Here is a 13,286-nt window from a genome sequence, read left to right as displayed (position 1 = left end):
CATGGATCAAGTGACCCTGCCGGAATTAAATTCAGATGAGCGTTTGCGTGCGGCAGAAATGTATGCTCATATTGCCAAGGTCATTGCTAACAATAAAGCACCCATTAGTTTTAAGCGCTTTATGCAAGAAGCACTATATGCGCCAAACTTAGGGTATTATACGGCGAATAAACCAAAGCTTGGTGAGTCAGGTGATTTTATGACAGCACCGATGAGCTCAAGCCTTTTTGGGCAAACCTTTGCCTTACAATTTGCAGATATCTTGCCAAAGTTGGGTGAGAAACCTGTCATTATTGAGTTTGGTGCAGGCACGGGAAAGTTTGCTTTGGATTGTTTACAAAAGCTTAAGTCTTTAAATGCTTTGCCTCATGCCTATTATATTATTGAAGTCAGTCCAGATTTGAAGCTTGAACAACAGCGTTTATTAAAGTCATTAGGCGAATACTACAACCATATTCATTGGTTGGATAAATTGCCCACAGAAAAGCTTAATGCGATTGTCTTTGCCAATGAGGTGATTGATGCCATGCCGGTTGAGTTGATCTGTATTAAGGAGAAAGTACCAAAACGGATGATGGTCGATTACCAACAAGATCAATTTATTTGGTGTGATGAAGAGATTACTGATCGATTATTAACAACAGCGGTTAACCGTTTACCATTAGAAAATTTGCTATCTATCAATGATTATCAAACAGAAATTAATCTATGGATCGAGCCGTGGCTAACATCAATTCATGGTGTGTTAAATCGAGGTGTGGTTTTTATCTGTGATTATGGTTATCAGCGTGATTTATATTATAGTAGTACGCGTAGTGAAGGCACATTACAATGTTATTTCAAGCATCATGTGCATGATAATCCATTGATTTATACTGGTGTGCAAGATATCACCGCCCATGTTGATTTTACCGCTGTTGCTGAATGTGCTGAAAGCCTTGGCTTTGTGCTTGATGGTTTTGCCACACAAGGCAGCTTTTTAAGCCAGTCAGGGATTATGCGTGCTTATGAAAAGCAGCAAACAGAGTTAAATGAAAAAGAAACGTTACGATTAAATCAAGAGTTGAAATTACTGACACTGAGCACTGAGTTAGCTGAGAATTTTAAGGTTATGACATTGTCAGTTGGTTATGATGACGTGATTGAGGCATTTGATGATATTGATATGAGTTATTTATTATAAACGTTAAAGGAGTTATAAATTGTTTAAAGAAAATGCACTAACATCTGGGCATATTTTTAGAGCGTATGATATTCGTGGGACATATCCGGAAGATCTAAATGAGCATGTTGTTTTTAACATCGGTGTGGCATTTGCGCAACAAGCACGTGCCCAAGGTGAGCAAAAGGTTTTTATCGCGCGTGATGGTCGTTTATCGGGTCCCACTTTATTAAAGTCACTCGCTGAAGGTTTACAAGCCGGAGGATGCGATGTGATTGATGTCGGAGCAGTGCCGACACCTGTGCTTTATTTTGCTGCGAAAACCCAAGGCAATGGCACAGGGATTATGTTGACAGGTAGTCACAATCCCGCGAATTACAACGGTCTTAAAATGATGATTGGCGGACACACCTTAGCACAGGATGATATTCAAGTGTTGAAACAAATCATTATAAAGGGTGAAGCAAAAGACGATAGAGTGGGTGCTTATCAATCACTTACGATTGATGATACATATATTGACTATATTGCCAAACAAGAAAAGCTCGCTAAACCGTTAAAAATTGTGATTGATGCGGGTAATGGCATTACAGGTCAGATCGCACCTAAGTTATTTAGAAAACTAGGATGTGAAGTCATTGAACTATTTTGTGAGGTTGATGGTACATTCCCAAATCATCATCCGGATCCAAGTAAACCTGCTAATTTAAAAGACCTTATTGCTGCGGTTAAAGCACATAATGCCGATGTTGGTTTGGCATTTGACGGCGATGGTGATCGCTTAGGTGTCATTACTCCAAAAGGTGAGAATATCTTCCCAGATCGACAGCTGATGCTTTATGCCGAAGATGTATTAAAAACGCATCCGCAAGCAACGATTTTATTTGATGTTAAATGCACTAAAAATTTGGCAAGCTTTGTTGAGCATCTTGGCGGCAAACCAATTATGTCGCAAACAGGACACGCATTGATTAAAAAGAAGATCAAAGAAACCGGTGCTGAGCTTGCCGGTGAGATGAGTGGGCATACGTTTTTCAATGATCGTTGGCTTGGCTTTGATGATGGGTTATACACAGGGGTTAGATTATTAGATATTCTGGCAAATAGTGATGAGTCTCTAGATCAGATTTTTGCACGTATTCCACAGAGTATTAATACCCCTGAGATCAATATTGAAGTCACAGAAGAGCAAAAATTTGCTGTGGTCGATAGCTTAATAAAACAAGCACCAGCGAAATTTGATAATGAAAAAGTCATTACCATTGATGGTGTGCGTGTTGAGTTTAAAGACGGCTGGGGATTGGTTCGCGCATCAAACACTACACCATGTTTAGTATTACGTTTTGAAGCCGATAGCGAAGAAGCGCTAGCGCGCATTAAAGATGACTTTAGTCAGTGGGTTGAGGGTGTTATTGCAGATTGTATGGTTTAAGATTTGAACTTATTTGATTCTGCAGTTTGAACTGCCTCAAAGATTGCGAGCTTAATAGTCTCTGAATAGTCTTCTTCATAGACAAGAGAGTAGATGATTTGGTGTAACAGCGTCTTCTCTATAATACTGTCGGCGACCCAAACAGCGATATTTTCCATTTCTTGAATAAATCTTTGAACGATAAAGTCAAATCCGTTTAGCTCTAAAAAATATGCACCTAAGGCAAGTGACGAGCGTTTATTGCCGTCGTTAAATGCATGGTGTTTATTGATAGAGAAAACAAGATGCGTTAGCTTATCTTCAAGCTTTGGATAGTACCAATCATTCTGAATGTGTGTTAACGGACTTTCTAATTGCCCAATATCTTTGGTGCCTTCTAAACCACCTGAGTTTTTGATAATCCAGTCATGAGTGTGTATGGCATGCTCTATATCAAAATAAAAAAACCGCTTGATCTCATTCATCTATTAGCGATCCTTAAGTCGTTTAAATACAGCAAGTGTTTCAGGGTCACTAAGTTGATCTTCTAAGGACTTACTTTTGTCGCCGAGGAATCGTTCAAAGTCAGATTCTGGTACTGATCGAATATACGTTTCAAGCTTATTGTGAAGTGCCTCTCGGAAACATAAGTCTCTACTGGCCATTTTGGTTCGCGCATCGAGAATTAGCGGTGTAAATAAAGGATGTTGCTCAAAGCTAATAAATATATTCTCTGCTTCCTTTTGGGTAAGCTTCCTGCCTTTTTCGATGCTTTGTTTTTCCAACTCATGGCTGATGCCTGATTCAAAACTTGCAATTAATGTAAGGACTTCTGAGTAAAGTGTTTCACGAATTTTATCCTTGGTGGCAAGGTTAAGCACCTTTTTATACTCTGTTGCATTTTCTTGAAAGATACTTTGATAAATTAGATTGGTAAATCGTGCATATTTCCAATGATTACCTTCGACATATTTGCTAAGCGCGCTAGTGAATTGTTTGCGATAGTTCTCTTCTTGAAAGCTTGAGGGTAAGTAGTTTTCATCGCGTTGATTAATATATTTGGTATGACCCCCAGAGCGCTCAGCAATAACATCAAGCACAATATCAAGCAGGCGTGAACGCATAATACGGGCAGGCTCACTTTCGGTTAATAGCATACCTAAATTTAAAACTGCCCTAAAGGTAAATATGCCAAGTATACTCGTTTTGGTACCCTCATTTGTGAGGGTACCATGCGCTCGTATTTTAAAATCTTTTAATGTACTTCCTTTAAGTAGTGTATAGCCATTGTTTTTTAGCTCATCGCCATATGTCGTTATATAGCGCTCTACAGTAGCATCACCAACTTCAAAAAGTGCCATTACCTGTTGTTTGGTAAATACTCTTTCATTTTGAAAATCAACACCACCAAGTTGCAGGTGCTCCTCAGCTTTAATCAGTGCATATCGATTATTTAAGATATTTTGGCGATCATGTGCTGATTCAGTTAGATTTTTGGCCATAGGATCCCTCTGTTGTGTGTTGGTTATGCCCATTTGTGACGGTAACTTGCCCGTTCATTAGCATAGGTAAGAGCCAGTCGCGTAGTACTTCTAGTTGTGAATTTTCTTGGAGTAATGTTTGTTTCTGCTTTTCAATTGGGGTAATAAATTCGTAGAATTGTCGTGCTAATTCTTTGGGAGGGGATGGCTCATAATGTTTGGTCATGAATTTGTCAAGTAATAAATTTTTAATACCACTTGTTTTGCCTTCCCATTTAAATAGCACCCCGTTATCGTAAAGATTTGCCCATAAATATGCGAACCAATAAAACATATCATTACTATAGAGTGAAATTATTCTGCAAAAATTTGAACAAATTATAGGATGAGAGAAACGCTTTAATACATCATTGGTTATGTGTGCTATCCTACCGGTTGATTGAGTTGGGCTACCACCTGATATTTCGATAATAAATTCAAACTCTTCTAGTAATTTATGTTTGTTTTTCTGAGTTATAAATCGTTTAGGTGCATTTATATTTCCATTGCTATTAATGCCACCAAGGTCAGTTCCTCTTATACAATTAACTTGGAGGTTATGATTATCGTTTGGCGCCTCTTTTCCCCAGTCTCCTGTTTTATTGGATTTAACCCAGTGGACTAGGGGGTCAACCTGCCAACCTTTTGGTATTTCCCGCTTAAGTGTTGCATTATATACCATCTTGCCACCTGAGGACTTATATGGTTTGCCTTCTTTATTAGGGAAGTCAAACTGCACAAACCAGTAGTTATATAGCGTTTTTGCCATAGCTTCTAGCTCAGCATTAATACGGTTATTGAGTTCGATTTTATTATCAATAGAAGAAAGAACTGAGGCGATTTTTTTTTGAACATCTGGGCTTGGGATTGGTAAAATTTGTAATTTCAAGACCCCTTCGTTTACTCGTTTTCTACCAGAAGTGCCTTCCATACAACTTATAGCTTTTTTCCTAAAAGCGGGGCTTCTAGCTAGGTAATATAAATAATCAGAGTTATTTTCTTTTTTTGCTCTAAGTACAATAAATTCAGATGAACCAAAAGCTACTTCATTATCATTTAAGATATCAACTTTAGCAGTTTTTCCATTTTCCAAACAAGGAGTAATTTTTGCCAGTAGAGTGTCACCATTTCTAAATTTTGGACCTCCATTGTAATGAGCAATTTCAAAGCTAATTATCTTTTTTTCAAACACTCTTAAACGATCCATTGGAATTTTTTTTGCCAAAGAACCTTTTGGTAGAGACTCTCTTGGGTTAAAATCTGCAATTTGTTGAATCTCTAAATTTTGCCAATTACTCATACTTCAATCCTGCCAACTGCTTTTTAATCTCAATTTCCAACGCTCGAGACTCATCAAATAAGCGATCAAGATTGTCTGTAAATTGCTGCATTTTTTGGGTAAATTCTTCAGCAGTGATATCAATATAATCAATTTTGACATCAAAATACTGTCCAGCACTCAGTGAATAGTTCTTTGCTTCAATGCCGCTATAGCTAACAGTAACAGAGAAGTCATCAATTGCTTTCTTGGCATTGAAAGTATCGACGATATACGCTTCTTCGGTACTACTTAGGACGGTTTTTTGATTTTTACCATCTTTGACTTTTTGACCTAGATTTGACGCATCGATTAAGACCACGGCATCTTTATTGCTAGCATCAATAAATAAAATCGAGACATTGGTGCCGGTATTAGCAAAAATATTTGAGGGCATTGAGATCACACCGGCTAACATTTGGTGATCAACAAGATGTTTACGAATTGCTTTATCAATACCTGATTGAGCGGTAATAAAGCCTGTTGGCACCACTACAGCAGCTTTGCCATCAGGTTTAAGTGAGGTGATAATGTGCTGTAAAAAGAGCTGATAAATCTCCATTTTGTCCTTGGCTTTGGCTTTGGTTTTTGGGATCCCTGCGAAAAAGCGTGCTTTATGCTCATCTTTCACCAAATCGTCACGAAAGTTACTAAAGTCCATCTTAAAGGGTGGGTTTGAAACAATGTAGTCAAATTGTTTTAGTGTGTTACCTTCCTTGTGATAAGGATGCAAAATAGTATTGCCTTGGATGACATTGGGAATGGAGTGAACGAGATTGTTTAAAATAAGGTTTAAGCGTAATAGGTTAGATGATTTTTGTGAAATATCTTGGGTGTAAATACTGCAACGGTCTTCACCAATAGCGTGGGCAACATTCATCAACAGAGTACCCGAGCCAGCTGATGGATCATAGCAACTGACATTTCTAACTTGCCCTTGAGCAGATTTAGGGATCAAAATATTCGCCATAATATGTGCTACAGCGTGAGGTGTATAATACTCGGCGTATTTTCCTCCTGAGTTGCTATTATAATCCTTAATTAGATATTCAAAGATTGTGGCAAAGAAATCAAATCCTTGTATGAAAATATGCTCAAAGCTAAACTCAACCAACTTACTAATGACTGCACGACAAAAATGATTGCGTTTATTTTCATCGGCAATATAGTGGCTTAAGCGATCAAATAAGACAACTTTAGCGCCTTCGTCTGTTTTGACAGCAAAGATTTCATTATTATTACTGGCAATATCAATGAGTGTGTCATCAAATAACTGAGCAAATTCATCCGTATTTTGTTGACTGAACAAATATCCAATAAAATGATGTGGTTTTAAATGGGCTGTATCTGCAGGCATTTGTAGTTGAAGCATTTCAAATTCATCTTCAGGCATAGAGCTTAAAGCATCCTCCCAATTGCTAGCATTGGCAATTTCAGGCTTAAGCTTTTTTGCCTCATAGGCAAATTTGTCATTTAGGAACTTATACAAGAAGGATTGTGTGATAATCTTAAATTCATTCCCGTCGTTACCTAGGCCATAGTTGGCGCAGATACTTTTTAAATTATCAATGAGTGTGGTTGTTTTTTCTTTAAAATTAATTTCTAGCACGTGTTGCTCCGGCATTGGCTTCTTTGAGATATTCAGAGACCACAAGTGAGTTGATATACTTTGAAACTTCACTGTTAAGTGGTATTTGTTGTTGATCTTTAAAGCGATTAATAACGCATGGCATTATTCCGCGTTTAAAATATTCTTCGTTATTAAGTATTTGATAATTATTGAGCACCTGTTCATCGGCATCTTGCTTGACACCTTGCAGTGCTGAGCAAATTTTACGTTCTGTTGCGGAAATGTCGTTACTATTGAGTTGGCGTTCTTTGAGTCGCTTATGAATTCTCACATACTTTTGATCACCATGATAGGTATCGCGCAACCGCTCATTGTCATGATTTAATGTTCTAATATGCTCATGTATTTTATTTAAGGAGGTGATGTTTTGAGACATCTCATCTTGTGTAATCTCATTAAATTTTTTGTTTTTAAACATCTGCTCAAGTGCTTCTTTTAATGTAATAAACTCAGGATCTTTCTGGTCAAAATTATTAACGAGTGCTTCACGTGTTTTACGTAATGTGTCTTTGAGTTGATCTGCTAATATAAGCTCTTCCTCACCAACTTTAGTGAACTGGAAGATAATATCCTCAAATGCGATATTAAGTAAATTTATGCTGTCATTACCATCCTCAAGATTTACTTTAAGATTCAAAATATCTAAACGGCGAGAGGCTTCACGATAGAGTAGATTAAGTTTGTCAAAATCCAATGTCTGAAGGAACTGGCTTTCACCTTGCAATCGAATGAGATTATAGAGGCTCTTAGCATCGCCTAGTGCTTTTTTTAGTGAAAGAATCCTTTCTCTATCGATAATCTGATTGATTTGATCTGTGAAAAGTTCAGCATTATCAATGTTATAACCAAAAAGTATATCCTTGATATGTTCGATTTCTTGTCTAATTTCTTCTTCGGATTTAAATAACTTGGAGTAGGATTCAATCTCACTACCAAGTTCGGCTTGTAGTTCATCAAAGTAGGCTTTATTAGTAGCATCAAATTCTTTGCGAATATCTGCAAAATCAACCACATAACCGTAACGTAGGTTTTTGTAGGTGCGATTAACTCGTGTTAATGATTGTAGTAAATTATGCTTGTAAATGATGCGACCCAAGTAGAGCTTTTTTAGCCTTGGTGCATCGAATCCTGTGAGTAACATTCGGTAGACAAAAAGGATGTCAATTTCACCTACTTTAAATGATTTAATCCAATTGTCACGATCTTGTTCAGTGCCAACGTCATGCAGGATTAGGGCTGCACTTTTGATGCCTGATGTTTTGCCTATTGCATTTTTGAGTTCAGGTGATTGATCTGAAGTGGCATTGCTTGATGCATATTTCTGTTGAAAAAATCTAAACATTTGTTTGGCTTGCTCTGAGCTGTCACAAATCACCATGCCGGCGATGGTCGGTTCTCCTAGGGTGTTACGGCTTTTTTCAAAATCACTAATAATAAAATCAAGCATTGGCTCAACAAAGCTAGGGTGAGCATAAGCTTTTTCTCGATCAATGTCATTTGACTTCAGTTCAGCTTCTGCTAGTGCTTGTTGTAGCTGTAATTTATATTCTGTTGATATTTCTTCACGAATTAATCGTAGGGTGTAGCCATCGGCAATGGAAGCATTATAGTAGTATTTATGGATATAGTTACCAAATAAGTCTCGAGAGTTATAGTCATCACCTAATAGAGGTGTGCCAGTTAACCCAATGTGAATTGCTGTTTCATCAGATTGTTTTAAATTAGCTAAAAAACTGCCCTTTGGATTATAACTACGATGTACTTCATCAAGGAAGTATATGCGTTGAATGGCTAAATCATAGTCATTAGTTGAAACAACATTAGGGTCATCGTGAAATTTTTGAATATTAACTACTGTGATTTCAGAGATGCCCGCATCATTATGAATAACTTGGTTCATTTTCATATGACGGGCAAAAGCTTCGCGGGAGTTAATGATTTGTACTTTCAGTCCACGATTGACAAATTCAGCTTGAGATTGTTTTAATAAATCTAGCCGATCAACAATAAAGTAGAATTTAGGAATAATGTTTTTTCTTTGGAAATAATCAGTTAGAAAGCGAATATTATAATATGTTAAAGCTGTTTTTCCACTGCCTTGAGTGTGCCAGATAATGCCTTTTTTGATGCCTTTATCCAATGTTTCTTCAATTGCTTTAGTGGCAAATAATTGAGGATAGCGCATAATGTGATTTTGGATATTGGTGGATTTTGAGACATAGGTTAGCCCGTAGCGCAAAATAAATGCCAAACGTGCCCTACTTAATAACGATGTGCATATACGATTGGTCGCTCTATTAGGATCTTTGTTTGTTATAAACTCAGGGTTATTGCGAATAACTTCAATATTGTTATCTTTCAGAACAATGATTTCATCAGCTTCAGAAAGTGGTTTTAATAATTTGTTTAGATTAAATATTTCCTCTTCACGAAAATAATTAAAAACGGGTTTCTCATATGAACTACTTGCATAAAAAGCGCCTTCTAAGGGTTCAAGGTCACTTTCACCATATTCCATGTTGTTAGAAAAAATCATAAATTGTGTAATATTAACAAAGCGTCTAAAGCGAGGGTTTTGGAAACGCTCGTTAATGCGATTACGTTCAGCTAGGATACCCTCACGATTATTGGGTATCTTAACTTCAATGAAAATGAGCGGCATACCATTAATCAGCAACGTGATATCAGGACGAAATACCTGATCTTCATTTTGATAACGTAGCTCTGTTACAACGTGAAAAGCATTATTGTCAAAGTTGTCAAAGTCAATAAACTTAATGCTTGAATTATCAGTGATTCTTTCAAAGAAAGCTTTACCAAGATCCTCGTTGTCCAATAAAAGCTCAAGGTCTTTCAATATTCGTGCAATATCATCACTTTGCAGATGCGGATTGATCTTAGCCATTGCATGCGTAAAAATTTCAGGGAAAATATTGGTATTACCATTCCAAACTTGACCTTTTAATGATAAGTACTGATAACCTAGCTTCATTAAATGCAAAATGGTTGGAATTTTTACTCTAGAGTCTTCGTTGTAATAAGGTTTAGCTAACACGTCCCTTTGATCCGCCTTGTGGTTTCATTGTCATGAAACATACCTCAAAAGCCTAAGCGATGCAAGTACAATAAAGTATTCATGAGAAGGCTATAATAATCGAGTTTATATTATGTATGGCGCGGTTTAGATTAAATGTTTATTTTAGTTTTTGCTTTTTACGTTTTCGCTCCATTTTGAATGCAATGTATGCACCCACTACAACGCACGTTGAGATAATCGCAATCATCAATGTGGCTAATGCGTTAATCTCAGGAGTGGGTCCGTTTTTAACGGTTGAATAAATATACATGGGTAGGGTAGGGTCGCTGCTGCCGGCGACAAATTCAGTAATCACCAAATCATCAATTGATAGCGTAAATGCCAGTAGAAATGAAGCAATAAGTGATGGAATGATCTGTGGTAAAGTAATCTGAAAGAAAATCTTAGCTGGTTTAGCACCCAAATCCATCGCTGCTTCTTCAATAGAGCGATCAGCGCTCGCAATACGCGCTTGCATAACAATCGTGACATAGGCAGTACAAAAGGTAATGTGTGCTATGATAATTGTCGTCATACCGCGACCATGTGGCCAACCGATGAGGTTCTGTAAAGAAGTAAACATCAGCAAAAGTGAGACCCCAAGAACAATATCAGGTAACACCAGTGGTGTAATAACCATACCATACAGGAAGTTTTTGCTTCTGAAATAATTAAAACGTGTCATGATATAAGCAACCATTGTACCTAGTACCGTTGCGCATAATGAGGCAATAAGGGCAACTTGTAAGCTGATTAAAGCGGCACTAATAATATCACTATCCTGAAAAAGCTCCCTATACCAATCTAGAGTAAATCCACCCCATAAGTTAATGATTTGAGAATTACTAAATGAAAAAAGGATAAGAATCACTAAGGGAATATATAGAAATATCAAGCCGATAATAAGCATTACTTTACTGTATGAAAAAAAAGAGGAAATACGCATTATAGACTCCCTGATGCTTTTGCCTGACGTTGCTGGATTTTTTGCATCCAAATCACAGGGATAACCAAAATAATCAACAGAATAACTGACATCGCTGCCGACATCCCCCAGTTATTGGCAGTAAAGAATTGCTCCCAAATAACACTACCGATCATGACACTATTTAGTCCACCCATGATTTGTGGTACGACGACTTCGCCAACTGCAGGGATGAATACCAATAAGCTTCCTGCAATAAGTCCTGGCATCGACAGTGGTAAGGTGACTTTAAAAAATGTCTTTATCGGTGTGGCACCAAGATCAGCAGCCGCATCATTTAAAATAGGGTCAAGTTTAATGAGTGTGGCATATAGGGGTAATACCAAAAAGGGCAGGTAGCAATAGACCATGCCTAAATACATTGAGAAGTTATTATATAGCAATGCCATGCTTGGTAAGCCTAATTTCATCAAAAAAACATTGAGTTGATGATTGCCTAATAATGTCACCCATGCATAGGTACGTAGTAAAAATGACGTCCAATAGGGAATGATAATCATGATAAGGAAAATCAGCTGAACATTTTTGCGTTTGATGCGTGATAGTGCTAGTGCCATCGGATAGCCGATTAAAATACATAGGATCGTTGTAAAAAAAGCAACACTGACTGAGTCAAATAGGGCAATAAATACTAAGTTAGAACTTAGCGTTTGCATGTAATTGCTTAGGTGTAAAATAATATGCAAAGTATGATCAGTGTACTGCAAAATAGCGGTGAAGGGGGGGGTGCCATTGGCAGGTAATGTGAAGCTTATGGTTAAAACAAACAAAAAAGGAATAAGCAAAAACACCATAAACCATAGCATCGGCACCAAAATAACAAAGCGATTTTGCCATTTATGCACAAAATGAGGATCAATATTATGAAGCCATTTCATGAGTACAACACCATTATGCTCTCAGGTTCCCATGTCAGATAAACCGTATCCTCCCAAGTCGGGTGATCGGCATTACGCTCAACGTTAAAGTCTGTTGCAGTGATACGTTTGCCTGTTGCACTTTCAACGTGATACGTGGATAAACCACCCATATAAGCAATGTCTTTGACTTTGCCAACGATCGTATTTACCGGACGGTTTGGATTATAACCCTCTGGTGGCGTTTTCGATATCGATATTTTTTCCGGTCTCAGTCCAACCCAGATTTGTTGAGCTTCAACACCATCAATGCGACGATCGAGTTTGAATGAGCACTTTGTCTCATCGGAGTCAATCACACTTGAGTCATCATTGATTTCACTAATCGCACCCTCAAAAATTGCACTTTTACCTATGAAGTTAGCGACAAAGCGAGTTTTAGGGAATTCATAGACTTCTTGTGGAGGGCTGACTTGCTCAAGCCACCCTTCAGACATAATACCAATGCGTGACGCCATCGTCATTGCTTCTTCTTGATCATGTGTGACCATGATAAACGTGCTACCGGTTTGCTCTTGAATATCCACTAATTCAAACTTCATTTGATCGCGTAAGTTTTTATCTAATGCTGATAATGGTTCATCTAACAAAATAAGCTTAGGCCGCTTTGCTAAACAGCGTGCTAATGCTGCACGTTGACGCTGACCACCAGATAGTTGATGGGGTTTACGTTTGGCTAAATGCTCCATCTTGATAATCTTAAGGGCAGATGCCGTGCGCTTAACTATCTCATCTTTGGGCAGTTTGTCTTGTTTTAAACCAAACATAATATTCTGTTCAATGGTCATGTGTGGAAATAAGGCATAAGATTGAAACATCATATTAATCGGGCGATTATAGGGTGGAATATGGGTCATATCCACACCATCAATGAGTATTTTACCATCAGTGGGTTGTTCAAACCCAGCCAGCAGTCTCAGCAAAGTACTTTTACCACTACCTGAGCTACCAAGCAGTGCAAAAAATTCTTTTGGGTAAATATCTAAAGAAATACCATCAACAGCAGTATGACCATCATCAAAACGTTTCACTAAGTTACGAATGCTAATGAGTGGTTTTTTGTTATTAGTTATTCTCTCCATCGGGCATAAATCCCCCATCTGTTAGCCATGTTAAAAAATCAGGCTATAGGATAAAGGGGTTTTTATGAAATAGAAAGCAAGAAATTCTGTAAAATGATTTGTGGTGGGTATACCCAACTTGGTAAGCAAAAATTCTGAAACGTATACGATATAAGGCTTTTCGCCATACATAAAGGTGCGTTAAG

At 37.6% G+C, this 13,286-nt stretch carries 10 protein-coding genes; 2 read left to right on the top strand and 8 right to left on the bottom strand.

The features are described from left to right. Position 1 precedes the first annotated feature (1 nt). Both ACTS4L_RS06115 and ACTS4L_RS06110 read left to right on the top strand, forming a co-directional pair. Positions 2-1,183, top strand: a complete 1,182-nt coding sequence (locus tag ACTS4L_RS06115) for a class I SAM-dependent methyltransferase (protein ID WP_440615313.1) — start codon at positions 2-4, stop codon at positions 1,181-1,183. Between the two features lie 19 nt (positions 1,184-1,202). Further along, positions 1,203-2,594, top strand: coding sequence for a phosphomannomutase/phosphoglucomutase (locus tag ACTS4L_RS06110; protein ID WP_440615312.1), 1,392 nt, complete (start codon positions 1,203-1,205; stop codon positions 2,592-2,594). On the opposite strand, the gene ACTS4L_RS06105 is transcribed toward ACTS4L_RS06110, so the two are convergent. The 8 genes from ACTS4L_RS06105 to ACTS4L_RS06070 all read right to left on the bottom strand — a co-directional run bounded on the left by ACTS4L_RS06105 (position 2,591) and on the right by ACTS4L_RS06070 (position 13,119). Next, positions 2,591-3,058 carry a type II toxin-antitoxin system death-on-curing family toxin gene (locus ACTS4L_RS06105; protein ID WP_440615311.1) on the bottom strand — a complete coding sequence of 156 codons (468 nt, stop codon included), beginning with the start codon at positions 3,056-3,058 and terminating at the stop codon, positions 2,591-2,593. The two genes, ACTS4L_RS06110 and ACTS4L_RS06105, sit on opposite strands and share 4 nt — an antisense overlap. Positions 3,059-3,061: 3 nt before the next feature. Beyond that, positions 3,062-4,075, bottom strand: coding sequence for a hypothetical protein (locus tag ACTS4L_RS06100; RefSeq protein ID WP_440651826.1), 1,014 nt, complete (start codon positions 4,073-4,075; stop codon positions 3,062-3,064). Further along, on the bottom strand, positions 4,056-5,393 hold the full coding sequence (locus ACTS4L_RS06095) for a restriction endonuclease subunit S (protein ID WP_440615309.1): 1,338 nt from the start codon (positions 5,391-5,393) through the stop codon (positions 4,056-4,058). Before ACTS4L_RS06095 ends, ACTS4L_RS06100 begins: the two co-directional genes overlap by 20 nt. Beyond that, a complete protein-coding gene (locus tag ACTS4L_RS06090) occupies positions 5,386-7,035 on the bottom strand; it encodes an HsdM family class I SAM-dependent methyltransferase (protein ID WP_440615308.1) in 1,650 nt (549 codons plus the stop codon). Before ACTS4L_RS06090 ends, ACTS4L_RS06095 begins: the two co-directional genes overlap by 8 nt. Continuing rightward, positions 7,007-10,096 carry a type I restriction endonuclease subunit R gene (locus tag ACTS4L_RS06085; protein WP_440615307.1) on the bottom strand — a complete coding sequence of 1,030 codons (3,090 nt, stop codon included), beginning with the start codon at positions 10,094-10,096 and terminating at the stop codon, positions 7,007-7,009. Before ACTS4L_RS06085 ends, ACTS4L_RS06090 begins: the two co-directional genes overlap by 29 nt. Positions 10,097-10,235: 139 nt before the next feature. Continuing rightward, positions 10,236-11,063: an ABC transporter permease gene (locus ACTS4L_RS06080; RefSeq protein WP_440615306.1), complete on the bottom strand. Its 828-nt coding sequence runs from the start codon at positions 11,061-11,063 to the stop codon at positions 10,236-10,238. Next, entirely contained in the window at positions 11,063-11,980 is a 918-nt protein-coding gene (locus tag ACTS4L_RS06075) for an ABC transporter permease (protein WP_440615305.1), read from the bottom strand. The genes ACTS4L_RS06080 and ACTS4L_RS06075 overlap by 1 nt, the downstream gene beginning before the upstream one ends. Then, positions 11,977-13,119, bottom strand: a complete 1,143-nt coding sequence (locus ACTS4L_RS06070; protein ID WP_440651824.1) for an ABC transporter ATP-binding protein — start codon at positions 13,117-13,119, stop codon at positions 11,977-11,979. Before ACTS4L_RS06070 ends, ACTS4L_RS06075 begins: the two co-directional genes overlap by 4 nt. Between the last annotated feature and the right edge of the window lie 167 nt (positions 13,120-13,286).

Source organism: Cysteiniphilum sp. 19S12-1 (assembly GCF_052030685.1).
Lineage (GTDB): Bacteria > Pseudomonadota > Gammaproteobacteria > Francisellales > Francisellaceae > Caedibacter.
The sequence above is the reverse complement of the archived record's forward strand: the minus strand, read 5'-3'. Positions and strand labels throughout refer to the sequence as shown.

Excerpts from the sequence above, each read along its gene's own strand:
- ACTS4L_RS06080 (WP_440615306.1), bottom strand. The coding sequence starts at position 11,063 with ATGCGTATTTCCTCTTTTTTTTCATACAGTAAAGTAATGCTTATTATC.
- ACTS4L_RS06105 (WP_440615311.1), bottom strand. The coding sequence starts at position 3,058 with ATGAATGAGATCAAGCGGTTTTTTTATTTTGATATAGAGCATGCCATA.
- ACTS4L_RS06115 (WP_440615313.1), top strand. The coding sequence starts at position 2 with ATGGATCAAGTGACCCTGCCGGAATTAAATTCAGATGAGCGTTTGCGT.
- ACTS4L_RS06075 (WP_440615305.1), bottom strand. The coding sequence starts at position 11,980 with ATGAAATGGCTTCATAATATTGATCCTCATTTTGTGCATAAATGGCAA.
- ACTS4L_RS06095 (WP_440615309.1), bottom strand. The coding sequence starts at position 5,393 with ATGAGTAATTGGCAAAATTTAGAGATTCAACAAATTGCAGATTTTAAC.
- ACTS4L_RS06070 (WP_440651824.1), bottom strand. The coding sequence starts at position 13,119 with ATGGGGGATTTATGCCCGATGGAGAGAATAACTAATAACAAAAAACCA.
- ACTS4L_RS06090 (WP_440615308.1), bottom strand. The coding sequence starts at position 7,035 with ATGCCGGAGCAACACGTGCTAGAAATTAATTTTAAAGAAAAAACAACC.
- ACTS4L_RS06100 (WP_440651826.1), bottom strand. The coding sequence starts at position 4,075 with ATGGCCAAAAATCTAACTGAATCAGCACATGATCGCCAAAATATCTTA.